General features: G+C 73.3%; 18 protein-coding genes, 1 tRNA gene and 2 pseudogenes. 13 read left to right on the forward strand and 8 right to left on the reverse strand.

Features of this window, described 5'->3' with window-relative positions; all coding sequences use genetic code 11:
• Nucleotides 1-27 precede the first annotated feature (27 nt).
• Both BM536_RS20435 and BM536_RS20440 read left to right on the forward strand, forming a co-directional pair.
• A complete protein-coding gene (locus BM536_RS20435) occupies nt 28-1,014 on the forward strand; it encodes an aldo/keto reductase (protein WP_094103299.1) in 987 nt (328 codons plus the stop codon).
• Complete coding sequence (locus tag BM536_RS20440) at nt 1,011-3,263, forward strand: helix-hairpin-helix domain-containing protein (RefSeq protein WP_094103300.1); 2,253 nt, start codon at nt 1,011-1,013, stop codon at nt 3,261-3,263. Before BM536_RS20435 ends, BM536_RS20440 begins: the two co-directional genes overlap by 4 nt.
• A gap of 292 nt (nt 3,264-3,555) precedes the next feature.
• On the opposite strand, the gene BM536_RS20445 is transcribed toward BM536_RS20440, so the two are convergent.
• On the reverse strand, nt 3,556-4,269 hold the full coding sequence (locus BM536_RS20445) for a hypothetical protein (protein WP_073495889.1): 714 nt from the start codon (nt 4,267-4,269) through the stop codon (nt 3,556-3,558).
• Between the two features lie 47 nt (nt 4,270-4,316).
• Between BM536_RS20445 and BM536_RS20450 the strand changes: the two genes are divergently transcribed.
• Nucleotides 4,317-4,505: a DUF5703 family protein gene (locus BM536_RS20450; RefSeq protein ID WP_005485166.1), complete on the forward strand. Its 189-nt coding sequence runs from the start codon at nt 4,317-4,319 to the stop codon at nt 4,503-4,505.
• Nucleotides 4,506-4,601: 96 nt separating this feature from the next.
• Here the strand turns inward: BM536_RS20450 and BM536_RS20455 are convergent, their stop codons facing one another.
• From BM536_RS20455 to BM536_RS20465, 3 genes are all read right to left on the reverse strand, one after another.
• Nucleotides 4,602-5,393: a chaplin gene (locus BM536_RS20455; RefSeq protein ID WP_094103301.1), complete on the reverse strand. Its 792-nt coding sequence runs from the start codon at nt 5,391-5,393 to the stop codon at nt 4,602-4,604.
• Between the two features lie 202 nt (nt 5,394-5,595).
• Nucleotides 5,596-5,829: a chaplin ChpH gene (gene chpH / locus BM536_RS20460; protein WP_073495885.1), complete on the reverse strand. Its 234-nt coding sequence runs from the start codon at nt 5,827-5,829 to the stop codon at nt 5,596-5,598.
• A gap of 200 nt (nt 5,830-6,029) precedes the next feature.
• Entirely contained in the window at nt 6,030-7,358 is a 1,329-nt protein-coding gene (locus BM536_RS20465; protein WP_073495883.1) for a M20/M25/M40 family metallo-hydrolase, read from the reverse strand.
• Nucleotides 7,359-7,654: 296 nt separating this feature from the next.
• On the opposite strand from BM536_RS20465, the gene BM536_RS20470 reads away from it, so the two are divergent.
• The 4 genes and pseudogenes from BM536_RS20470 (at nt 7,655) to BM536_RS20485 (ending at nt 13,708) form a co-directional block, all read left to right on the forward strand.
• Nucleotides 7,655-7,739, forward strand: a tRNA-Leu gene (locus BM536_RS20470).
• Nucleotides 7,740-8,012: 273 nt separating this feature from the next.
• Nucleotides 8,013-11,866, forward strand: a pseudogene (locus tag BM536_RS20475) (Pls/PosA family non-ribosomal peptide synthetase).
• A gap of 74 nt (nt 11,867-11,940) precedes the next feature.
• Nucleotides 11,941-13,284, forward strand: coding sequence for a M1 family metallopeptidase (locus BM536_RS20480; protein WP_073495895.1), 1,344 nt, complete (start codon nt 11,941-11,943; stop codon nt 13,282-13,284).
• 4 nt (nt 13,285-13,288) lie between these two features.
• Nucleotides 13,289-13,708, forward strand: a complete 420-nt coding sequence (locus BM536_RS20485; RefSeq protein WP_073495881.1) for a YchJ family protein — start codon at nt 13,289-13,291, stop codon at nt 13,706-13,708.
• Between the two features lie 9 nt (nt 13,709-13,717).
• Here the strand turns inward: BM536_RS20485 and BM536_RS20490 are convergent, their stop codons facing one another.
• A complete protein-coding gene (locus BM536_RS20490; RefSeq protein ID WP_073495879.1) occupies nt 13,718-14,419 on the reverse strand; it encodes a FadR/GntR family transcriptional regulator in 702 nt (233 codons plus the stop codon).
• Nucleotides 14,420-14,549: 130 nt separating this feature from the next.
• Here BM536_RS20490 and BM536_RS20495 point away from each other — a divergent pair, with 130 nt between their 5' ends.
• Together BM536_RS20495 and BM536_RS20500 are read left to right on the forward strand one after the other, a co-directional pair.
• The gene (locus tag BM536_RS20495; protein WP_211362915.1) at nt 14,550-15,068 is read left to right on the forward strand and encodes a gluconokinase; all 519 of its coding nucleotides are present in this window, start codon (nt 14,550-14,552) and stop codon (nt 15,066-15,068) included.
• Between the two features lie 203 nt (nt 15,069-15,271).
• Nucleotides 15,272-16,669, forward strand: coding sequence for a GntP family permease (locus tag BM536_RS20500; protein WP_073495876.1), 1,398 nt, complete (start codon nt 15,272-15,274; stop codon nt 16,667-16,669).
• A 297-nt stretch (nt 16,670-16,966) separates the two neighbouring features.
• On the opposite strand, the gene BM536_RS20505 is transcribed toward BM536_RS20500, so the two are convergent.
• From BM536_RS20505 to BM536_RS20515, 3 genes are all read right to left on the reverse strand, one after another.
• Nucleotides 16,967-17,590: a cytochrome b/b6 domain-containing protein gene (locus BM536_RS20505; protein WP_094103302.1), complete on the reverse strand. Its 624-nt coding sequence runs from the start codon at nt 17,588-17,590 to the stop codon at nt 16,967-16,969.
• On the reverse strand, nt 17,574-18,299 hold the full coding sequence (locus BM536_RS20510) for a molybdopterin-dependent oxidoreductase (RefSeq protein ID WP_073495872.1): 726 nt from the start codon (nt 18,297-18,299) through the stop codon (nt 17,574-17,576). Before BM536_RS20510 ends, BM536_RS20505 begins: the two co-directional genes overlap by 17 nt.
• Before the next feature lie 67 nt (nt 18,300-18,366).
• The gene (locus BM536_RS20515) at nt 18,367-19,401 is read right to left on the reverse strand and encodes a hypothetical protein (protein WP_425444667.1); all 1,035 of its coding nucleotides are present in this window, start codon (nt 19,399-19,401) and stop codon (nt 18,367-18,369) included.
• Between the two features lie 468 nt (nt 19,402-19,869).
• Between BM536_RS20515 and BM536_RS20520 the strand changes: the two are divergent.
• The 4 genes and pseudogenes from BM536_RS20520 to BM536_RS20535 all read left to right on the forward strand — a co-directional run bounded on the left by BM536_RS20520 (nt 19,870) and on the right by BM536_RS20535 (nt 22,093).
• A pseudogene (locus BM536_RS20520) lies at nt 19,870-20,762 on the forward strand (DMT family transporter).
• 72 nt (nt 20,763-20,834) lie between these two features.
• The gene (locus BM536_RS20525) at nt 20,835-21,350 is read left to right on the forward strand and encodes an NUDIX hydrolase (protein WP_073497637.1); all 516 of its coding nucleotides are present in this window, start codon (nt 20,835-20,837) and stop codon (nt 21,348-21,350) included.
• Between the two features lie 42 nt (nt 21,351-21,392).
• Nucleotides 21,393-21,785, forward strand: coding sequence for a YidH family protein (locus BM536_RS20530; protein ID WP_073497636.1), 393 nt, complete (start codon nt 21,393-21,395; stop codon nt 21,783-21,785).
• Complete coding sequence (locus BM536_RS20535; RefSeq protein ID WP_073497635.1) at nt 21,773-22,093, forward strand: DUF202 domain-containing protein; 321 nt, start codon at nt 21,773-21,775, stop codon at nt 22,091-22,093. The genes BM536_RS20530 and BM536_RS20535 overlap by 13 nt, the downstream gene beginning before the upstream one ends.
• Nucleotides 22,094-22,098 lie beyond the last annotated feature (5 nt).

Below are 22,098 nucleotides of genomic sequence, written 5' to 3' on the forward strand. Positions count from 1 at the left end.
CAGTTCTGGCCAGTAATCTCGGCATCCATGGAGCAGAGGCATCTCGGCCGCACCGGCCTGCGCGTGTCCCGCATCGGGCTCGGCACCCTGACCTGGGGCCGTGACACCGATGAGCATGATGCCGCGGACCTCTTGAAGACGTTCTGGGAGGCGGGCGGCACCCTCGTCGACACGGCGGACGTGTACGGCGACGGAGAGGCCGAGTATCTCCTGGGGCGGCTCATGGAAGGCCTGGTCCCGCGCCGGGACCTGATCATCTCGACGAAGGCCGGCAGCGTGCCCGACCCGGAGCGGCGCTTCGACGGCTCGCGCGGTCACCTCCTCGCGGCCCTGGACGCCTCGCTCGGCCGCCTCGGCACGGACCACGTGGACGTGTGGCACGTGCACGCCTTCGACCCGGACACCCCGCTGGACGAGACCCTCCAGGCCCTCGACATCGCGGTCGCCAGCGGGCGCGCCCGCTATGCCGGAATCGCCAACTTCTGCGGCTGGCAGCTCGCCAAGGCCGCCACCTGGCAACTCGCCGCACCGGGCGCGCGCACCCGGCTGGCCAGCACCCAGATGGAGTACTCCCTGCTCCAGCGCGGGGTGGAGCGCGAGGTGCTGCCGGCCGCGCTGGACCTGGGCATCGGCCTGCTGCCCTCCTCCCCGCTCGGCAGGGGCGTCCTCACCGGCAAGTACCGGGGCGACGCCCTGCCGCCCGACTCACGCGCCGCCTCGGACCACTTCGCGCCGTTCGTCGAGCCCTACCTCGACGAGACCGCGAGCCGCATCGTGGACGCCGTGGCGACCGCCGCGGACGGACTCGCGGTGTCCCCGCTCCAGATCGCCCTCGCGTGGGTCCGCGACCGGCCCGGAGTGACCGCCCCGATCGTCGGCGCGCGCAACGCGCAGCAGCTCACGGCCGCGTTGTCAGTGGAGGCCCTTAGTCTTCCTGACGAGATCTGCCGGGCGCTCGACGATGTGTCGGCACCCGTGCACCGCTATCCCGATCACGACTGGAGCACGCTGTGAGCACGGAGCCGGAGCCCCCCAGCACCACGGAGAACACCGGGCCGGGCACCCCGGACGACGCCCCGCCCGCCGCGGGCACACCGGAGACCGACCCCGCGGCGGCCACTGCCGAGGAGCCGACGTCCGAGCCCACGGCCGATGAGACCTCGCCGGAGTCCCCGGCGGCCGGCGCCACGGATGCGGAGTCCGCGGCCGACGAGTCCGCCCGGAAGCTGTCCGAGGCCGAGGCGGAACTCGCCGCGCAGAAGCTGGAGCGTGAGCGGATCGAGCGGCGCAAGGCCGAGAAGCAGGGCCCCATCCCCGCCGGGACCAAGCTCAGCGGCAAGGCCGCCGACCTCCTCGCGGCCGTACGGGCCGTGGAGAGCGGGGAGAAGCCCACCGCCACCGTGTTCGCCGATCCGGAACCGGCCCCGCGCCGCGCCGCGGCAGAGCCCGTGCGGCGCCCGCAGCCGATGGCCGCGGAGCCCACCGCCACGGCACCGGCACCCGACACCGTCGAGGCGGTACGGCAGGTGCTGGCCGGTGGCGGTGCGCCCGAGGCGCTGGCCGCTCAGGTCGCCGCGGCTCTCGGCGAGGGCGCCGCCGAGGAGCTGGGCGAGGACCCCTGGCAGTTGTTGCGCGTCCCCGGTGTGCGGCCCGAGCAGGCCGACGGCTTCGCGCGGGCGCTGCTCGGCGCGGAGTGCGCCCCGGACGACGAGCGGCGGGGCCGGGCGGTCACCGTCTGGCTGCTGGAGCAGGCGGCCCTGGCCGGGCACACCGCCCTGGAGCTGCCGGCGCTGACGGCCGCGCTGGCCCAGCGGGGTGTCCCGGACGCGGACGCGGCCGTGCAGAGCACCCTCGCCGAGGGCGAGGCCCTCGCCTTCCAGGACGCCATCGAGGAGCAAGGGGCCGCCCCGGTCAGGGCCACCGGGAACGAGGAGTCCGAGGATTCCGACGGGTCCGACGAGGAGGAGGCCGGGCCGGTCCGGGTCCTCGTGGGTCTCGAGCGGTACGCGCTCGCCGAGGAGAGCCTCGCCGACGGTCTGGCCCGTGTGGTCAACTCCGTCGCCAAGGAGACCTCGACGCCTTGGGACTCGGCCGCCGCCTCGGCGTCCGGCAGCACGGCGGAGCTGATCCGCGCGGTCGCCGGGCACGGTCTGGTCCTGCACACCGGTGGCGAGGCCGCCCGCGCGGAACCGGCCGCCCTGCTGGCAGCCGCCCGCTCCCTGGGGCTGCGCGCGGTCGCCGCCTGTCACACGCCGGACGGACGGCGGCGCCTGGCGGCACACCTGGACGCGGCGGACGACGCGGACGGCTTCCTCGTCACCCTCCCCGGCCTGCTGTCCGGCGCCGAGGGCCCCGGCCGGGACACCGAGGGCGCCTTCGTCCTCGACCTGCTGATCCTCCTGGACGCCCCGCAGCTGGACGTGGAGACCGCCGCGATGCTCGTGGAGTCACTGCCGGACGGCGCCCGGCTGGTCCTCAGCGGCGACCCGGCGCTGCTCTGGTCGGCCGGGCCCGGCCGGGTCTTCGCCGACCTGCTCGCCGCCCGCGTGTGCCCCCAGGTCGCCTCCCGCACCCCCGATCCGGGACCCCTCGGTGAGCTGGTGTCCGGGGTGGGCATCGGTGAGCTGAACCAGGTCGAGGCGCCCGGCAAGGAGATCGTGATCGTGCCCGTGCGGGACGCGGGCGAGGCCGTGCACCGGACGGTGCAGCTCGTCGCGGACTCCGTGCCGCGGGCCTTCGGCATCCCCGCCGAGCAGACGGTGGTCGTCACCCCGGGCCACGGCGGCGCGGCCGGAACCCGCGCGCTGAACGCCGCGCTCAAGGAGCGCCTCAACCCCGGCCCCGGCCGCTTCGGCGGCTTCGACCCCGGCGACCGGATCGCCTACTCCCCCGTCCCGGGCCGTACGGTGCCGGGCCAGGTGGTGACGGCCGACGCGCAGGGGCTGCACCTGTCCTGTGCCGGTGCCGCCGTGGTCGTACCGAAGGAGCGGGTGGAGCAGTCCGTCCGGCACGGGTGGGCGCTCACGGCGCACCAGGCGGCGGGGAGCCGGTGGCCGGCCGCGGTCGTGGTGCTCCCCGGTGATGCCGCGCAGGTCCTCTCCCGGCCCTGGGTCTACACGGCCTTCAGCCGGGCGGAGCGCCACCTGTCCGTGGTCCACGGGGTCGAGCAGGCACTGGCCGGAGCGGTCGCCGAGGTCACCGCGAAGCCCCGTACCACCCGGTTGCCGGTGCTGCTGCGCACGCAGGTGCCGGCGGCGGGCTGACCGTCCCGCGCGCGCGAACGGCGGCGGTCACGGCGGGGTGTCACTCCCCTGCCGCGGCCGCCGGCGTCCGTGCACGTCCACCGCCTTCGCCGGGGCGTCCGGCGCGGCTCTCCGCCAGGGCCTGTCTTCGGATCAGGTCGCAGGGGAGGTCGACAGCGCTGTTCAGTGCCGGTGAGCGGGGTCTGGTGCGTGCGGCCGCAAGGCGGAGGAGGGCGTCGACGCGGAGCGTCGGCGACGCGGCAGATGCGCGAGCCGGACCCCGCGTCTGCGGCATGATCCGAACGACAGGGCCCTAGCGGTCCACGCGGTCGGTGGCCGACCGCTCCGGGCCCGTTTCCTCGTCCTCGTCGTCCTCTTCCTCCACCAGTTCGTCCTCGGCGTCGTCCTCGTCGTCCTCGAGGTCGTCGTCGAAGACCGAGCTGACGTCGAAGCGGCACACGACCTGCTGCGGGTCCGGCTGCTCGAAGGGGGTCTCCAGCCACTCGCCCGGCTCGGCCGGCTCGTCGGCCGCCAGCACCCACAGGGTGGAGTCGGCCTCCTCCAGGCCGAACTCCTTGTGCCGGGAGGCGATCTCGTCGGGTTCGAACTCGCCGAAGAGCAGGCCCAGCGCGCCGTGGACGGTCCCGGAGGCCTCCGCTTCCGCGCCGTCCTCGAACTCCGCCGCCTCGACCCGCTGGGCCTGCGCCAGCAGTCGCTGCGGTTCCACCACCGCGTAGTCACGGCGGATCAGCACGCTCAGGGCGTTGGGCTCCTCGGGGCCCGCGTAGGGCGGCAGCGAGTCGTCGGCGCCGGGGATCTCGAAGGGGGTGACCTCGTCATAACGGTCGTAGAGCAGCTCGTCGTACGCCTCCGCGGCCGCGGCCAGCTCGTTGAACGCCGCGTAGACGGCCGGGTCGTCCTCACCCGTCCTGCGTTCGACCGCCGCCAGGTGGCGGTCGAGCGCGGTCTTGACCGCCTCGGCGGCGGTGCGTACCTCGGCAGCGGTGGGCTGCGCAGCATCAGACATAGAGCAGACGCTATCCGTACCGGGCCCCAGCCCGCACAATAGATGCGATGCCGGAATACGAATTTGTCGACGTGTACGTTCCGCGCGGTGTCTCCCGCAAGGACGCGACACGTCTGCTGACCGACCATGCGGAGTACGGACACTGGGAGTTGGACCGTCTGAGCCTGCTGCGGGACGGCAGCCGCCGAGTGCGGCTGCGTCGGCGGATCATCCGTCAGGTACGCGCCACGTGGTGAGCTGAACATGACGGAAACGGAGCGGGCCCCGCCGAGGCGGGGCCCGCTCCGTTGTGCGGTGCCAGGGGACGTCACGCCGAGGCGCGCGCCTTGACGTCACACCGAGGCGCGCGCCTTGCGGTACAGGACCGCGCCCGCGAGCAGCGCGCCCGCACCGGCCGGGAGGGCGAGGCCCAGCGGCAGTCCGCTGCCGGTCTGCGCGAGCTGCGGGGAGTGGACGGAGGAGACGCCTGCCGGGGCCACGTGACCGGGCTTGGCGGGCGTGCCCTCGACCTCGGAGCGGCTGGACTTTCCGGGACCGGCCGGCTTGGCGGGGCCCTGGTTGCCCGGAGTCTCCTCCTGGCCGCCGGGAGGCGTGCCGTACTCACGGCCGGGGCCGCTGTCGTTGGCGCAGTCGTTGCCCATGGTCGGGTTGAGGATCCCGACGACGTCGACGCTGTTGCCGCAGACGTTGACCGGCACGTGCACCGGGGCCTGGACGTTGTTGCCGGAGCCGACGCCGGGCGAGTTGGAGGTGGAGCCGGACGCCTGCGCGCCACCCGAGCCGCTGTGCGCGCCGGAGCCGCCCTGCGAGCCGGAGCCGCTGTGGCCGCCGCCGTGTCCGGTGTGGCTGCCGCCGCCGCTCTTGTCGGCGCTGTGGCCCGCGCTGCGGTTGGCACAGGAGTTGCCGACCGACGGGTTGAGGACACCGATGACGTCGACGGTGTTGCCGCAGACGTTGATCGGCACGTGCACCGGGGCCTGGACGTTGTTGCCGGAGCCGACGCCGGGCGAGTTGGAGGCGGAGCCGGACGCGCCGGAGTCGGCGTGGGCGTACCCTCCGGCTGCGGCGATCACCCCCGTCGCCGCCGCCACGGTCATGAGGCCTTTGCGGGTGACCTGTCGCATTACTGAATCCCTGCTTTCGAATCTCGTCCCGAATTGCTCGCATCCTTCCAGCTGCGCGAGGCCTCCGGGTTCTACGGCTTCTTCGGTTTTCTTTTCTCACTCCATCGGCTTTCACGCGAATGAACATGAGAAAAGACCGGTCGCGAGCGCATGGCGCGCGCTCCGGGGCCGACGGTGTGGACGACCCCTCAGCGGGTCGGCGTCACTTGTTGATGCAGACGTTGCCGAAGGCGGGGTTCAGCAGCCCGATCACCGAGATCGTGTTGCCGCAGACGTTCACGGGGACGTGGACGGGCACCTGGATCACGTTGCCGGAGACGACACCCGGGGAGTTCACGGCGGCACCCTGGGCACCCGCATCGGCGACGGCCATGCCCGCACCCGCGAGAACCAGACCACCGGTGGCGGCCGCAGCAGCTACGATCTTCTTGATCATTATTCCTCCTTGTTGGCAATGCGATCCCAAGCAACGGATCGCATCAGCAGTAACGACGAGGAAGTAATGGGGCTACGTGCTTATCGTCGCATTCACTCTTCTCAGTCCCGCCCGCACAGGCTGCCGAATAAAAGGCACGCCGGTCGCTCCGTGGCGGTTGACGTAGACGTTGCCGCGGACGTCGACGTCGACGCTTCCGTTCAGGAGGCGTCGATGAAACGGTCGAGCACGCGGACGCCGAACTGGAGGCCGTCCACCGGCACCCGCTCGTCGACGCCGTGGAACATGCCGGCGAAGTCCAGCTCCGGCGGCAGCTTCAGCGGGGCGAAGCCGAAGCCGCGGATGCCGAGGTCGTCGAAGGACTTGGCGTCGGTCCCGCCGGAGAGCATGTAGGGGATCGCCTTGGCGGTGGGGTCCTCGGCGAGCAGCGCGGACTGCATGGCCTCCACCAGCGGCCCGTCGAAGGAGGTCTCCAGGGCCTTGTCGGAGTGGACGTCCTCGCGGCGCACCTTCGGACCGAGGATCCGGTCGAGGTCGGTCAGGAACTCCTCCTCGTGCCCCGGCAGGAAGCGCCCGTCGACGTGGGCGGTGGCCTCGCCCGGAATGACGTTGACCTTGTAGCCGGCGCCCAGCTGGGTCGGGTTGGCGGTGTTGCTCAGGGTCGCGCCGATCAGCTTGGCGATGCCGCCGAGCCGGGCGAGGGTCGACTCCATGTCCTCGGCGTCCAGCTGGGTGCCCAGCGCGTCGCCCAGCTCGTCGAGGAAGGCCCGGGTGGTCTTGGTGACCCGCACCGGGAACGTGTGGCGGCCCAGCCGGGCCACGGCCTCGGACAGTTCGGTGATCGCGTTGTCCCGGTGGATCATCGAGCCGTGCCCGGCGGTGCCGGCCACGGTCAGCTTCATCCAGTGCATGCCCTTCTCGGCCGTCTGGATCAGGTAGAGCCGCCGCTCCTCGCTCACCGTGAAGGAGAACCCGCCCACCTCGCTGATCGCCTCGGTGACGCCCTCGAAGAGGTCGGGGTGGTGGTCGACCAGGTGCCGGGCGCCGTAGGTGCCGCCGGCCTCCTCGTCGGCGAGGAAGGCCAGGACGATGTCGCGCGGCGGCCTGCGCCCGGAGCGCAGCCGGTCGCGGACGACCGCCAGGGTCATCGCGTCCATGTCCTTCATGTCGACCGCGCCCCGGCCCCATACGCACCCGTCGGCGACCTCGCCGGAGAAGGGGCCGTGGGTCCAGTCGGCCGCGTTGGCCGGGACGACGTCCAGGTGGCCGTGGATGAGCAGCGCGGGCCGGGACGGGTCCGTGCCCTCGATGCGGGCCACGGTGGAGGCGCGCCCCGGGTGCGACTCGTAGATCTGGGGTTCGAGGCCGACCTCGGCGAGCTTCTCGGCGACGTACTCGGCCGCCTTGCGCTCGCCGGGGCCCGAGTGGTCGCCGTAGTTGCTGGTGTCGAACCGGATCAGCTCGCGGCAGAGGTCCACGACCTCGTCCTCGCCGGTGACGCCCCTGGCCGTGTCGTCCGTCGCGCTCACGCTGGTTCCTCCCGCTGTCACTGCTGGTGGTTCCCCTCATCCTCCCCCGCGCCGCCACCCGCACCCAAGACCGGTCCCGGCCCGTCACACGTCGTTCACGCGCGGTGCGACAGCACGGCAGGCGGACGGAGTGCGGGCGGGATGCGGGCGGAGCGCGGCGCAAGGCGCACGGCGGGCGGGATGCGGGGAGTGCGGCGCACGGCAGGCGGGCTGCGGCGGCCTGTGATCGGGCACCCGGGAAAGCCTGGTAATGTTTACGTCGTCGCCGCAGGGGAAACCCGCGCGACAGACACCTTGTCCGGGTGGCGGAATGGCAGACGCGCTAGCTTGAGGTGCTAGTGCCCTTTATCGGGCGTGGGGGTTCAAGTCCCCCCTCGGACACGCGAATTGAGTGAGGGCCCCGACCGTGAGGTCGGGGCCCTCACTCGTTGATGTGGGGCATCTCTCCCCGGCTCGAAGATCACCAGGTCACAGCCTGTCCGAGGTCCCGCGGCGGGCCCCGGACGGCCTACCCGGCTGGCCGGTGGAAGGGGGACGAGCCTAGCGTCGTACTAAAATTTCCGGCTTGTTACGGGCTGGAGCCGGACAACCCCAGGCAGACCTGCGGGCCCGCCAGCGCCCCGGAGGTTTCCGGGCAGGAGAGGCGAGGACCCGATGGCAGCCACAGACGAGAGCAGCGCTCTCGGCCTGCTCGACGAAGAGATCCGCGAACAGCTCGGCGACACCGCACGTTTCTCCGGCGGTCCCGCCGCCTCCCCGCGCACCCTCGTCGACATCCTCGACGCGTCCGTGCGCTCGTACCCGGACGAGCCCGCCCTGGACGACGGCGGCACCTCGCTGACCTACCGGGAACTGGCCGTCCAGGTCGAGCGGCTGCGCCTCCGGCTGGCGGGCGCCGGGGTCGGCCTCGGCGACCGGGTGGGGGTCCGGGTGCCGTCCGGGACCAACGACCTGTACGTCGCGATCCTCGCCGTGCTGGCCGCCGGAGCCGCCTATGTGCCCGTCGACGCCGAGGACCCCGACGAACGGGCCGAGCTGGTCTTCGGGGAGGCCGGGGTCCGGGCCGTCGTGGGGGCCGGGCACGCGCTGACCGTCCACGGCCGCTCCGAGGTGCCCGCCGCGCGGCCCGGTGCCGGGCACGACGCGTGGATCATCTTCACCTCCGGCTCCACCGGGAAGCCCAAGGGCGTCGCCGTCAGCCACCGCAGCGCCGCCGCCTTCGTGGACGCCGAGGCCGCCCTGTTCCTCACCGAGGAGCCGATCGGGCCCGGCGACCGGGTGATGGCGGGGCTGTCCGTCGCCTTCGACGCCTCCTGCGAGGAGATGTGGCTTGCCTGGCGGTACGGCGCCTGCCTGGTGCCGGTGCCTCGTGCGCAGGTCAGGAGTGGTGCCGACCTCGGGCCCTGGCTGGTGGAGCAGGAGATCACCGTCGTCTCGACCGTGCCCACGCTGGCCGCGCTCTGGGAGCCCGAGACCCTCAACGACGTCCGCCTGCTGATCTTCGGCGGCGAGGCCTGCCCGCCCGAGCTGGTGCAGCGGCTGGTGACCGAGGGGCGCGAGGTCTGGAACACGTACGGGCCGACCGAGGCGACCGTGGTGGCCTGTGCCTCGCTGATGAGCGGGGCGGAGCCGATCCGGATCGGGCTGCCGCTGCGGGGCTGGGAGCTGGCCGTCGTGGACGAGGCCGGGGAGCCCGTGCCGATGGGCGGCACCGGTCAGCTGGTGATCGGCGGGGTCGGGCTGGCCCGGTACCTCGACGCCGGGAAGGACGCGGAGAAGTACGCGCCGCTGGAGTCGCTGGGCTGGGAGCGGGCGTACCGCAGCGGTGACCTCGTGAAGGCGGAGCCCGAGGGGCTGGTCTTCCTCGGGCGGGCCGATGAGCAGATCAAGCTCGGCGGGCGCCGGATCGAGCTGGGCGAGGTCGACGCGGCGCTCCAGGCGCTGCCCGGCGTCGCGGGCGCGGCCGCCGCCGTGCGCACCGCGCGCAGCGGCAACCAGCTCCTCGTCGGGTACATCGTCACCCAGGACGGCTGGGACCAGGCCGCGGCCGTGGAGAAGCTCCGCGCCGGGCTGCCCGCCGCGCTCGTGCCGCTGCTCGCGCCGGTGGCCGACCTGCCGACCCGGACGTCGGGCAAGGTCGACCGGGCCGCGCTGCCCTGGCCCCTGGAGGGCCTGGAGACGGGCGGCCCGGCCGAGCCGCTCTACGGCACCGAGGCCTGGCTCGCCGAGCAGTGGACGGCGGTCCTCGGCATTCCGGTCGGCGGCGCCCGTGACGACTTCTTCGCGATCGGCGGCAGCAGCCTGGCCGCCGCGCAGCTCACGACGCGGCTGCGCACCCGGTACCCGAGCGCCGCCGTCCTCGACATCTACCAGCAGCCGACGCTGCGCAAGCTGGCCCGGCACCTGGAGGAGTCCGCGCAGGACGACGGCTCCCGGCGCACGGTCGCGCCGGTGCCGCGGCGCGCGCAGCTGATCCAGGTCCTGCTGCTCCTTCCCCTGTTCACGCTGCTCGGGCTGCGCTGGACGGTGGTCCTGGCCGCCGCGGGCAACGTGCTGCCCGCCTACGGCCGGCTGCCGACCGCCCCCTGGTGGCTGGTGATCGCGGGCGCCTGCTGTTCTTCAGCCCGCCGGGCCGGCTCGCGCTCGGCGCGGGCGGAGCACGGCTGCTGCTGCGCGGGGTGACGCCGGGCCGCCATCCGCGCGGCGGCGGGGTGCATCTGCGGCTGTGGGCCGCCGAGCGGCTCGTCGAGTTCACCGGGGCGGCCTCGCTGACCGGCTCCTGGCTGGAGCGGTACGCCCGTGCCCTGGGCGCCAAGATCGGCCCGGACGTGGATCTGCACGCGCTGCCGCCGGTCACCGGCCTGCTCCGGCTCGGCCGGGGCGCGGCCGTGGAGTCCGAGGTGGACCTCTCCGGGTGGTGGCTGGACGGTGACCGGCTGGAGATCGGCCCGGTCAGGATCGGTGCGCACGCCGTCGTCGGCACCCGCAGCATCCTCTTCCCCGGTGCCCGGGTCGGCAAGCGGGCCGAGGTGGCGCCGGGTTCGGCCGTCACCGGTCAGATCCCGACCGGGCAGCGCTGGGCGGGCGCGCCCGCGGTCAAGCTCGGCAAGGCCAAGCGCAACTGGCCCAAGGAGCGGCCGGCCCGGGGCCGGATCTGGCGGGCGCTGTACGGGGCCGCGGGGGCCGGGTTGACGCTGCTGCCGGTGCTGGCCGCCGGAGCCGCGCTGCTCGTGGTGTACGCCCTCGTCTCGCCCGACGCCCCGCTGCGGGGTGCGGCGCTGGCGCTGGTCCCGGCCACGCTCGCCTACGGGCTGACGTACGCGCTGCTGCTGCTCGTGGCCGTGCGGCTGCTGAGTCTGGGGCTGCGGGAGGGCACGCATCCGACGCACAGCCGGATCGGCTGGCAGGCCTGGACGGTCACGCAGCTGATGGACCGCTCGCGCGAGACGCTCTTCCCGCTGTACGCCGGGCTGGCCACGCCGGTGTGGCTGCGGTTGCTGGGGATGCGGATCGGCAAGGGCGCCGAGGTGTCGACCGTCCTCGCGCTGCCCAGCCTGACCACGGTCGGAGAGGGCGCGTTCCTGGCCGACGACACGCTGACCGCGCCGTACGAGCTGGGTGGCGGCTGGATGCGGATCGGGCGCGCGGAGATCGGGCGGCGGGCCTTCCTCGGGAACTCGGGGATGACCGCGCCGGGGCGGAGCGTGCCGGACGGCGGGCTCGTCGGGGTGCTGTCGGCGACGCCGAAGAAGGCGAAGAAGGGCAGTTCCTACCTGGGGCTGCCGCCGGTGAAGCTGCCGCGGGCGGCGGCCGACGGTGATCAGAGCCGGACGTACGAGCCGCCGGCGCGGCTGCTGTGGGCGCGGGCGCTGGTGGAGCTGTGCCGGATCGTGCCGGTGTTCTGTTCGGCCGGTCTCGCGGTGCTGACCGTGGCGGCGCTGTGCGCGCTGGGGGCGTGGGCACCGCCGCTGTCCGGTCTCGTGCTGCTCGGGGCGGGGGCGCTGGCCGGACTGGTGTCCATGGCCGCCAAGTGGCTGCTGGTCGGGCGGCACCGCAGCGGGGAGCACCCGCTGTGGAGCGGCTTCGTGTGGCGCAACGAGCTGGCGGACACCTTCGTCGAGGTGGTGGCCGTGCCGTGGCTGGCCGGATTCGTGCCGGGTACGCCGGTGCTGTCGGCGTGGCTGCGTGGGCTCGGCGCGCACATCGGCAGGGGCGTGTGGGTGGAGAGCTACTGGCTGCCCGAGACGGACCTGGTGACGCTGGGGGACGCGGCCACGGTGAACCGCGGCTGTGTGCTCCAGACTCACCTCTTCCACGACCGGATCTTGCGGACGGATACTGTGGTCCTCCGTGAGGGTGCCACGCTGGGCCCTGGCGGGATCGTGCTGCCCGGCAGCACGGTCGGGGCCCGGACGACCCTGGGTCCCGCGTCGCTCGTGATGGCCGCGGAGTCCGTCCCGGACGACACCCGCTGGCTCGGAAACCCGATCGAAGCATGGCGTCCCTGAACGCCTGCCACTTCGAACCGGACGACGGCACACCGGCGGGGAGTGGCAGCACGGCGCAGGGAGCGGACGCGGAAGTGGCAGTTCAGCAGGCAGGTGGGCCGGACCCGTACTTCCCGGCCAACGGTGATCCCCGGTATCGGGTGCATCGCTACGAACTCACGCTGGACTACCGGCCCGGGCCGAACCGGCTCTCGGGCACGGCCCGGATCAACGCGATAGCCGGGCGCTCGCCGCTCGCCGAATTCCAGCTCAACCTGGCCGACTTCAAGATCGGCCGGGTCCGGGTCGACGGCCGGCAGACGCACTACACGCATCGCGGCGGCAAGCTGCGGGTCCGGCCCGCCAAGCCGCTGCGGGCCGGGGCCGCGTTCACCGTCGAGGTGCACTGGGCGGGCAACCCCAAGCCGGTCAACAGCCCCTGGGGCGGGATCGGCTGGGAGGAGCTGGGTGACGGGGCGCTGGTGGCGAGCCAGCCCGTCGGGGCGCCGTCGTGGTACCCGTGCAACGACCGGCCCGCCGACAAGGCGTCGTACCAGATCTCGGTCACGACGCCGTCGGCGTACTCGGTGGTGGCGGGCGGCCGGCTGCTGACGCGGACGACGAAGGCGTCGACGACGACCTGGGTGTACGAGCAGTCCGCGCCGACGTCGAGCTATCTAATCGGGTTGTCGATCGGCAAGTACCAGACGGTGCTGCTGGGAGATCCGGGGCTCGGCGGGGTGCCGCAGCACGGGCACATCCCGGCGGACCTGCTGCCGGAGTTCTCGCGGGACTTCGCGCGTCAGCCGGGCATGATGCACCTCTTCCAACAGCTGTTCGGACCCTACCCGTTCGACGAGTACGCGGTCGTGGTGACCGAGGAGGAACTCGATGTCCCCGTCGAGGCACAGGGGTTGTCGTTGTTCGGCGCCAACCACGTGGACGGGGCCCGGGGTTCGGAGCGGCTCGTGGCGCACGAGCTGGCGCACCAGTGGTTCGGCAACAGCGTGTCCATCGCCGACTGGCGGCACATCTGGCTGAACGAGGGCTTCGCCAAGTACGCGGAGTGGCTGTGGTCGGAGCGTTCGGGCGGCCGTACGGCGCAGCAATTGGCCGCCGTCGCGCACCGCTTGCTGTCCACCCTGCCGCAGGACCTGAAGCTGGCGGACCCCGGCCGCAAGTCGATGTTCGACGACCGGCTCTACGAGCGGGGCGGACTCACCGTGCACGCGTTGCGCTGCGCGCTGGGCGACGACGCGTTCTTCCGGATGCTGCGCGCCTGGCTGGGGCTGCACCGCGGCGGCGCGGTCACGACGTCCGCCTTCACGGCCCACGCGGCCCGGTTCGCCACCGAGCCGCTGGACGACCTGTTCGACGCGTGGCTGTACGGGACGGCGCTGCCGCCGCTGCCGCTGTCCGGGACCCGGGCGGCCGTCTAGCAGAATGACGACCATGACGACCCGTTCCTGCCCCTGTGGGCTGCCCGAGCCGTACGAGGGCTGCTGCGGCCGCTTCCTCCTGCCGCCTCGAACAGCCTCGACCGGGGGAACCCCCGCCACTGCCGCCGCGCCGACCGCTGAGGCGCTGATGCGGTCGCGGTACAGCGCCTTCGTGAAGGGCGACGCGGGGTATCTGCTGCGGACCTGGCACCCGCGGACCCGGCCGGGTCGGCTGGACCTGGATCCGGGGATGCGGTGGACGGGACTGGAGATCCTCGACACGGTCGACGGGTCCGCGTTCCACACCACCGGGGTCGTGGAGTTCCGGGCCTCCTACCGGGGCGGCGCGCTGCGGGAGCGGAGCCGCTTCGAACGGGTGGAGGGTGCCTGGGTGTACGTGGACGGGGAGTTCCCGGAGCAGTAGGGGCGCGGGCTACGGCGCCAGGATGTCCAGTTCCTCGAGGGCGCCGACCGTGATCTCGCGGGTCAGCTTCTCGGCGCGGTCCGCGTCGCCCTCGCGGACCGCCTCCGCCAGCCGCACGTGCAGGGTGACGGCGGCCGGGTCGGGGTCCTCGAACATGACCTCGTGGTGGGTGCGGCCCGCGAGGACCTCCGCGACGACGTCGCCGAGGCGGGCGAACATCTCGTTGCCGGAGGCCGTGAGGATCACGCGGTGGAAGGCCACGTCGTGGACGAGGTAGCCCTCCAGCTGGTGGCCGCGTGAGTTGGCCACCATGCCGAGCGCGCACTCGGTCAGCTCGGCGCACTGTTCCGCCGTGGCGTTGCGCGCCGCCAGGCCCGCGGCGACCGGCTCGATCGCCGACCGCAGGACGGTGAGCGAGCGCAGCTGGTGGGGGCGGTCGGCGCCGGCCAGTCGCCAGCGGATGACCTGCGGGTCGTAGACGTTCCACTCGGCCTTCGGGCGTACCGTCACGCCCACCCGGCGGCGGGACTCGACCAGGTGCATCGACTCCAGGACGCGGACCGCCTCGCGCATCACGGAACGGGAGACGTCGAAGCGCTGGGCCAGTTCGTCGGTGCGCAGAACACTGCCCGGCGGGTACTCACCCGCGGTGATGGCGGGGCCGAGGGCATCGAGTACACGGCCGTGCAGACCCCGGCCCAAAGTGGTCATGCACTCAGCGTACGGGGTAGATCACGGAGCCAAAAAGTCAGACTTATTTGTCACAGACTCTTGAATTCGTCGTACCTAATGAGTTTCAGTGTCGTCGACATCAGGTGTCGAGGAAGACAGCGAGGCAGAGATGCGCACCCCCCACGTCGTCGCGGTGATGGGCGTCGCCGGCACGGGCAAGACCACGATCGGTCCCCTGCTCGCCGCCCGGCTCGGCGTTCCCTACGCCGAGGGCGACGACTTCCACCCGCAGGCCAACATCGCCAAGATGTCGGCCGGCACCCCGCTCGACGACGACGACAGGTGGCCGTGGCTCGACGCCATCGGCACCTGGGCTCACGAGCGGGCCGGGCTGGGCGGGGTCGTCAGCTGCTCGGCGCTGAAGCGGTCGTACCGCGACCGGCTCAGGGCCGCCGCGCCCGGGATCGTGTTCGTGCACCTCGCGGGTGACCGGGCGCTGATCGAGGACCGCATGGCGCACCGGCAGGGCCACTTCATGCCGACCGCGCTGCTGGACTCCCAGTTCGCCACGCTCCAGCCGCTCGAAGCGGACGAGACGGGGGCCGCGGTCGACGTGACCGGGACTCCCGAGGAGATCACCGAACGGGCCGCGAAGGCGCTCGACGCCCTCCCCGGCACCCAGCGGTAGCCGCCCCGCCCGGACGGGCGGCGGCGCCCCGGCAGTACCCGTAGTACCTCCGCGGTGGACTCGCACACCGCTCGTACCTCCGTGCCTGGGCAGTACCCGCAGTACCCGCAGTACCCGCAGTACCCGCAGTACCCGCGTTCCCGCAGTTCCTGCCGTACCCGTAGTACCCCTCTCCCCCATCCCCGCATGCGTAAGGGACCCCCGTGACCAGACTCAGCGTCGAGATGCTGGCGGCGGACAGTGTCGAGCCGATCACCTCGGCCGGTCATGCCCAGCTGGGCATCGCCGTGCTGGCGGGCATCGCCTTCATCGTCCTGCTCATCACCAAGTTCAAGCTTCACGCCTTCCTGGCGCTGACCATCGGTTCGCTCGCCCTGGGGGCGTTCGCCGGGGCGCCGCTGGACAAGACGATCGTCAGTTTCACCACCGGTCTCGGCTCCACGGTCGCCAGTGTGGGCGTGCTGATCGCGCTCGGCGCGATCCTCGGCAGGCTGCTCGCCGACTCCGGCGGCGCCGACCAGATCGTCGACACGATCCTCGCCCGGGCGGGTGGCCGCTCGATGCCGTGGGCGATGGTGCTGATCGCCTCGGTGATCGGTCTGCCCCTGTTCTTCGAGGTCGGCGTCGTCCTGATGATCCCCGTCGTGCTGATGGTCGCCAAGCGCGGCAACTACTCGCTGATGCGCATCGGCATCCCGGCACTGGCCGGTCTGTCCGTGATGCACGGGCTGGTCCCGCCGCACCCCGGTCCGCTGGTCGCGATCGACGCCGTGGACGCCAACCTGGGCGTGACCCTCGCACTGGGCGTCCTGGTCGCCATCCCGACGGTGATCATCGCCGGTCCGGTGTTCTCCCGGTTCGCCGCCCGCTGGGTGGACGTGCCCGCCCCGGAGCGCATGATCCCGCAGCGGCCCTCGGAGGACCTGGACCGGCGTCCCGGCTTCGGCGTCACGCTGGTGACGATCCTGCTGCCCGTCGTGATGATGCTGGCCAAGGCGCTCGTCGACATCGTCGTGGACGACCCCGAGAACACCGTGCAGCGCGTGTTCGACGTGGTCGGCTCCCCGCTGATCGCCCTGCTCACCGCCGTCATCGTCGGCATGTTCACCCTCGGCCGGGCGGCCGGCTTCACCAGGGAACGGCTCTCCTCCACCGTGGAGAAGTCCCTCGCCCCCATCGCCGGCATCCTGCTGATCGTCGGCGCGGGCGGCGGCTTCAAGCAGACGCTGATCGACTCCGGCGTGGGCCGGATGGTCCTGGAGATCTCCGAGGACTGGTCGATCCCGGCCCTGCTGCTGGCCTGGCTGATCGCGGTGGCGATCCGGCTGGCGACCGGCTCGGCGACCGTGGCGACGATCTCGGCGGCCGGCCTGGTCGCGCCGCTCGCAGCCGACATGTCGACCGCCCACACCGCTCTGCTGGTCCTGGCGATCGGCGCCGGCTCGCTGTTCTTCAGCCATGTCAACGACGCCGGATTCTGGCTGGTGAAGGAGTACTTCGGCCTCACCGTCGGCCAGAACATCAAGACCTGGTCGATCATGGAGACCCTCATCTCGGTGGTCGCCGGCGCTCTGGTCCTGCTGCTCTCCCTGGTCCTGTAGAGGTACGGGGACGACTCACCCGCTGCTCGACATCAGCGGCCGTACGGCTCTGTCGACCGACTCCGGCCGCGGCATCGGGCCCGCGCCCGCCCGCGGCCTCACGGAGGCCGGCCGCGGGGTGGTCCTGAACGGGCGGGAGGGTGACCGCCTCGCGCACGCGGCCGCCGGCCTGCCCGGCGGCCGGGTGCGCACGGCCGTGTCCGACGTCACCGACAGCGCCTCGCCGGCCGGCACGCGGACGTGGAGATGGCCGGCGGACCGCTCGACATCGTCACGTCCTGAGGCTCGTCACGGCGGTCAGCGGCGCCACAGCGGGTGTTCCCGGTCGGCCCAGTCCGGGCTCACCGAGCCCGTGCGCATGCCGCGGCGGGCCTCCGGATCGCCGAGGGCCATGCCGATGTGGCCGGCCAGGACGACGCCGATGGTCAGGGCCAGCCAGTCGTGCACGAAGGTCGCGCTGGTCCGCCACGTGATCGGAGTGAGGTGGGTGAACCACATCAGCAGCCCGGTCCCGAGCATCACCAGCGTGGCGCCGGCGATCCACGCGGCGTAGACCTTCTGACCCGCGTTGAACTTGCCGGCCGGCCGGGACTCCGCGCGCTCGTCCCGGCGCAGGACCGCGCGCAGCCAGCGGCGGTCGTGCGGACCGAAGCGGTTGAGGTGGCCGAGGTCGGCGCGGAACGCGCGGGAGGCGAGTCCCGCCAGGACGGGGACGGGCAGGGCGAGGCCGGCCCACTCGTGGACGCGGACGACCAGCTCGCGGCGGCCGACGAGCCGCGCGAGTTCGGGGACGTACAGGAAGGCCGCCGTCAGCACGCATACGCCCATGAGCCAGGCGGTCGTGCGGTGGACCCACCGTTCGGCCCGGCTGAAGCGGCGGACCCGGGCGGCGCCGGGCGGGGCGTCAGCTCGTAGGGTCATCGTCCCGCCCGTTCGAACGGCCCACCCAGGCGTCGACGTCGTAGCCGCGCTTCTCCCAGTAGCCGGGCTCCACCTTCTCGGTGACGGTGATACCCGAGAGCCACTTGGCGGACTTGTAGAAGTACATGGGTGCCACGTACAGGCGGACCGGGCCGCCGTGGTCGTGGCCGAGGTCCTCGTCCCGCATGCGCAGGGCGACCAGGACGTCGGAGCGGCGGGCCTGGGCGAGGGTGAGGCTCTCGGTGTAGGCGCCGTCGAAGCAGGTGAAGCGGACGGCGCCGGCCCGCGCCCGCACCCCGGCCGCGTCGAGCAGGACGGACAGCCGTACGCCCTCGAAGGCGGTCTCGGGCACCCGCCAGCCGGTGACGCACTGGACGTCCCTGACCATGCGGGTCCGGGGCAGGGCCCTCAGGTCGGCCAGGGTGTGGGCGGCGGGGCGGTCGACCAGGCCGTCGACGGTGAGACGGTAGGTCTCGGCGTTCTTGTGCGGTACGGAGGAGGTCACCGAGTAGTAGCGGAAGCCGCCCCCGTTGGGGAGCAGCCCGGTGAGGCCGGTGGGGTCCTTGTCGGCGGCGCTGCCCAGGAAGTCCTCCAGGCCGCGCTGGAGGACGGGGGCGGCGACGACGCCGAGGGCGCCCAGGCCGAGCGTGCCGAGGAAGACGCGGCGGCCGACGGGGGTGCCTCGTTCCTCGGGTGATTCCGATGTCACGGGCCCATTCGAGCACTCGGGGCGTGCGCGGGGCCAGGGGTCAGGGGTGGCCGTCAGAATTCCGTCATCACTTCAGGACGCCTCGGTTCACAGGCCCTCCCGCTCCGTTGATGGCCCCTCCCTCTCCGTGCGCGGACCTCGTGTCGCCGAGGGACGCCGTCCTGGCCGCGTGGAAGGCGGCGTGGGGGTCGCGGTCCGGGTACGACCAGGGAGCCGGGGTGACGTGGTCGCCGATGCGGTGGAACAGCGCGGCGGCCTCGGCGGGCCGGCCCTCGCAGAACTTGGCGTGCGCGAGGAAGTTCAGGTCGACCAGGCGGCGCGGGTGTCCGTCGTGCTCCCATTCCAGCCACCAGTCGAAGGCCGCCTTCATCACGTCGGCGGCCCGGGGGTCACGCCAGTGCCGGGCGGTCGTCGGATCGGCGGGGGCGTGGCCGCGGACGGCCAGGGCCCGGTAGCGCTCGGCGTGCGCGACGATCGGGAGGATGGCGAGCGGGGAGTCGGCGGGCGCCTGGTCGGCCGCCCAGGACGCGAAGTCGTAGACCTCGTGCAGCTGGTCCGGGCCGGCGTCGGCGCGGCGCTCGGCGAGCAGGGCGATCATCAGGTGGTGCGCGTGGTGGTGGTCGCGGTGGCGGGCCCGGATCTCCTCGAAGATCCGGACGGCGTCGGCGGTTCCCTCGCGCTCCAGCATCAGCAGGCCGAGCCAGGGCGTGGGGTCGGCCGGTGCGGCCTCGGCGGCGGCCCGGCAGGCCGCGCGGGCGGTGGCCGGGTTCTCCTTGCCGCGCAGGGCTCGCCGGACGTGGGCCAGGGCCAGCAGGACGGCGGCGTCGGCGCAGCCCGGTTCGGCGAGCAGCCACGCGTGGGCCCAGGCAGCGGCGTCGGGATCGAGGGCGAGGACGGTGATCCGGTGTCCTCGCCGGTCCCAGTCGTCACCGGTGCGGGCGAGCAGCGAGCGGGCGGCCTGCCGTCGGGCCTGGGCCGGTGCGGCGCGGGCGCAGGCCAGCTCGATGTCGTCGAGGGCCGGGTCCCCTACCGTCGGGCCAGCGGCCGTCGGGGCAGCGAGCGTCGGGCCGGCGGGCGTCGGGTCGGCGAGCGCGGCCCGGATGGGCGCGGCGTCGACGCGGGCCGCGCCGACGGGCGCTGCGCCGACGGGTCCGGCCGGGCGCTCTTGGCTCCGGGGCGGGGACGGCTGGGATATCGGGGGTGGTGGGGGCACCGCGGGACTTCCTCAGACTTCTCGGTGACGGGCCGGGCAGGGCGCCGCGTACGGCTCGGCGGCGGGCACGTCGTCGGCCCGCAATCGACCGATCACCCTCAGCAAACCCCCGGGCGACACTCACCGTCAAGCGCCGGGGGCACGTGACAGCCGTCAACTGCCCCCCTGTGGCGAGCACTTGACCGGCTCCCACGCAGGTCGCGGCACCGGCGGCGGCACGGATGTGGCGTACGCCATGGCGCGGCCCGCTCCGGTCCCGCAGCATGGCCGCACGGTCGCTCCGCGCCACCCCCGGTGTCCGCCCGCGGCAGGCATCCGGAGCAAGCCACTCCCCCGAAGCACATCGAGGTACGCAGCGTGTCGGTTCTGGTCCTGGTTCTCGCAGTGAGCGCCGCCTGCTGCCTGGGCTTCGGATTCGTCCTCCAGCAGAACGCCGCCCAGAAGGCGCCCCTCGGCGACTTCCTCTCACCCCGGCTGCTGCTCGACCTGGTGCGTGTGCCGCGCTGGCTCGGCGGCATGGGGCTGATGGTGGCCGGCATGGCGCTCGGCGCGATCGCCCTCGGCCGGGGCGAGGTGTCCCTGGTCGAGCCGCTGCTCGCGACGAACCTGCTCTTCGCCCTCGCGCTCTCCCGCCGCCAGACCGGCCAGCCGCTCGGCCGGCAGGGCTGGTCGGGTCTGCTGCTGCTCGCGGGCGGGGTGAGCGCGTTCATCGTGGCGGGCGAGCCGCGCGGCGGTACGGCGGTCTCCGATCCGCTGCGGCACTGGCTGATCATCGGTGGGATGGTCGGACTCGCCCTGCTGCTCACCGCGTACGCCAAACGCTCACGGCTGTCCTCGGGCCCGGTGCTGCTGGCCCTCGCGGCCGGGTTGCTCTACGGCGTCCAGGACGCCCTGACCCGGGTCAGCGGGGAGCGCTTCTCGGACGGCGGCCTCGCCCTGCTGCTCACCGGCTGGCAGCCGTACGCCGTCCTGGTGCTCGGGGTGACCGGCCTGGTGCTGGTGCAGAGCGCCTTCGAGACGGCACCCCTTCGGATGTCGCTGCCCCCGCTGACCGCCGCCCAGCCGCTGGCCGGGATCATCTGCGGGGTGGGCTTCCTCGGGGACCGGCTGCGCACCGACGCGGGCGCGCTGGCCTGGGAGGCGGCGGGACTCGCGGCGCCGTCGTGGGCATCCTGCTGCTCGGGCTGCACCCCGCGATGCCGCAGGGCGCGGCGCCGCGCGAACGGGTGCCCGACCTCCGGCCGCTCTGACCGCCGGCCGCTCCGACCGCGGTCGTACCCCCGTTCTGCCGCCCGGCCGTCCGCCCCTGCTTGGATGGGCGCATGAGCGCTGCTGACGAGATCCTCGACGTCGTCGACGAACACGACCGGGTGGTGGCACAGCTTCCGCGCGGGCGGGTGTACGCCGAGAACCTGCGCCACCGCTGCGTCTTCGTCCGGGCCAGGGACGCCGAGGGCCGCCTCTTCGTCCACCGCCGCACCCCCACCAAGCTGGTCTTCCCCTCGCTCCACGACATGTTCGTCGGCGGGGTGGTCGGCGCGGGCGAGACCTATGACGACGCGGCGCTGCGCGAGGCCGAGGAGGAACTCGGCGTGAGCGGGCTACCGCGTCCGGAGTTCCTCTTCAAGTTCCTCTACGACGGCGGGGCCCGCGGGAGCTGGTGGTCGGCCGTGTACGAGGTGCGCTGCGAGCTGCCGGTGAACCCCCAGGTGGAGGAGGTCGCCTGGCACGCCTTCCTCACCGAGGAGGAGGTGGAGGACCGCCTGAGCGACTGGGAGTGGGTGCCGGACGGACTCGCGGCGTACGAACGGCTCAGGGCGCTCCGGGCGGGCGGCTGAGCGGCGCGTACGTGTCCCGGAGGGGCGGGTAGGGTCCGGCACGTGAGCGAGTTCGTGCGGAACGTCCGGTTGTGGTTCGCGCCCGAAGGGGTCCGGCAGGAGGGGGTGACGCCCGACTACCGGTTCTCGCTGGCCAACGAACGCACGTTCCTGGCCTGGCTGCGGACCGCTCTCGCGCTGATCGGCGGTGGGTTCGCGGTGGACCAGTTCCTGCCGGACCTGCGGTGGGGCTGGCGGGTGGGGCTGGCACTGGCGCTGCTCGCGGCGGGTGTGCTGTGCTCCCTGCGGGCGGTGAACCACTGGGTGCGCTGCGAGCGGGCGATGCGACGGGGCGAGGATCTGCCGGTGTCGCGCTTCCCGGCGCTGCTGGGCGTCGTCGTCGCCGTGGTGGCCGTCGCGATGGTCGTCGTCGTGCTCGTCGGGTGGGAGGGGTGAGCGGCGACCGCGATCCGGGGCTCCAGCCGGAGCGGACCCGGCTCGCCTGGCGGCGTACGACGCTGTCCGGCACCGTCGCCGCCGTGCTGGGCATGAAGGCCGCGCTGCACGGCGGTGCGTCGGCGCCCGCGATCGCTGCCTGCGTGGCGTGCGGCGGGCTCTGGCTGGGCTTCCTCGTCCTCGCCCACCAGCGCATCCGCGTCCTCGCCTCGACGACCGCTCCCCCGGCCCTGCACCCACGGCGTGCCACGGCGGCGGCCCTGTGCACGGTGGCGCTGGCGGTGTGCGCGGCGGCGCTGGTGATCTGACGCCT

This window comes from Streptomyces phaeoluteigriseus (assembly GCF_001896135.2).
Taxonomy (GTDB): Bacteria; Actinomycetota; Actinomycetes; order Streptomycetales; family Streptomycetaceae; genus Streptomyces; species Streptomyces phaeoluteigriseus.

Coding starts and splice junctions, on each gene's coding strand:
- chpH (WP_073495885.1), bottom strand. CDS start 5,829: ATGATCAAGAAGATCGTAGCTGCTGCGGCCGCCACCGGTGGTCTGGTT.
- BM536_RS20455 (WP_094103301.1), bottom strand. CDS start 5,393: ATGCGACAGGTCACCCGCAAAGGCCTCATGACCGTGGCGGCGGCGACG.
- BM536_RS20445 (WP_073495889.1), bottom strand. CDS start 4,269: ATGTCTGATGCTGCGCAGCCCACCGCTGCCGAGGTACGCACCGCCGCC.
- BM536_RS20435 (WP_094103299.1), top strand. CDS start 28: ATGGAGCAGAGGCATCTCGGCCGCACCGGCCTGCGCGTGTCCCGCATC.
- BM536_RS20490 (WP_073495879.1), bottom strand. CDS start 14,419: ATGACCACTTTGGGCCGGGGTCTGCACGGCCGTGTACTCGATGCCCTC.
- BM536_RS20485 (WP_073495881.1), top strand. CDS start 13,289: ATGACGACCATGACGACCCGTTCCTGCCCCTGTGGGCTGCCCGAGCCG.
- BM536_RS20450 (WP_005485166.1), top strand. CDS start 4,317: ATGCCGGAATACGAATTTGTCGACGTGTACGTTCCGCGCGGTGTCTCC.
- BM536_RS20505 (WP_094103302.1), bottom strand. CDS start 17,590: ATGACCCTACGAGCTGACGCCCCGCCCGGCGCCGCCCGGGTCCGCCGC.
- BM536_RS20495 (WP_211362915.1), top strand. CDS start 14,550: ATGCGCACCCCCCACGTCGTCGCGGTGATGGGCGTCGCCGGCACGGGC.
- BM536_RS20525 (WP_073497637.1), top strand. CDS start 20,835: ATGAGCGCTGCTGACGAGATCCTCGACGTCGTCGACGAACACGACCGG.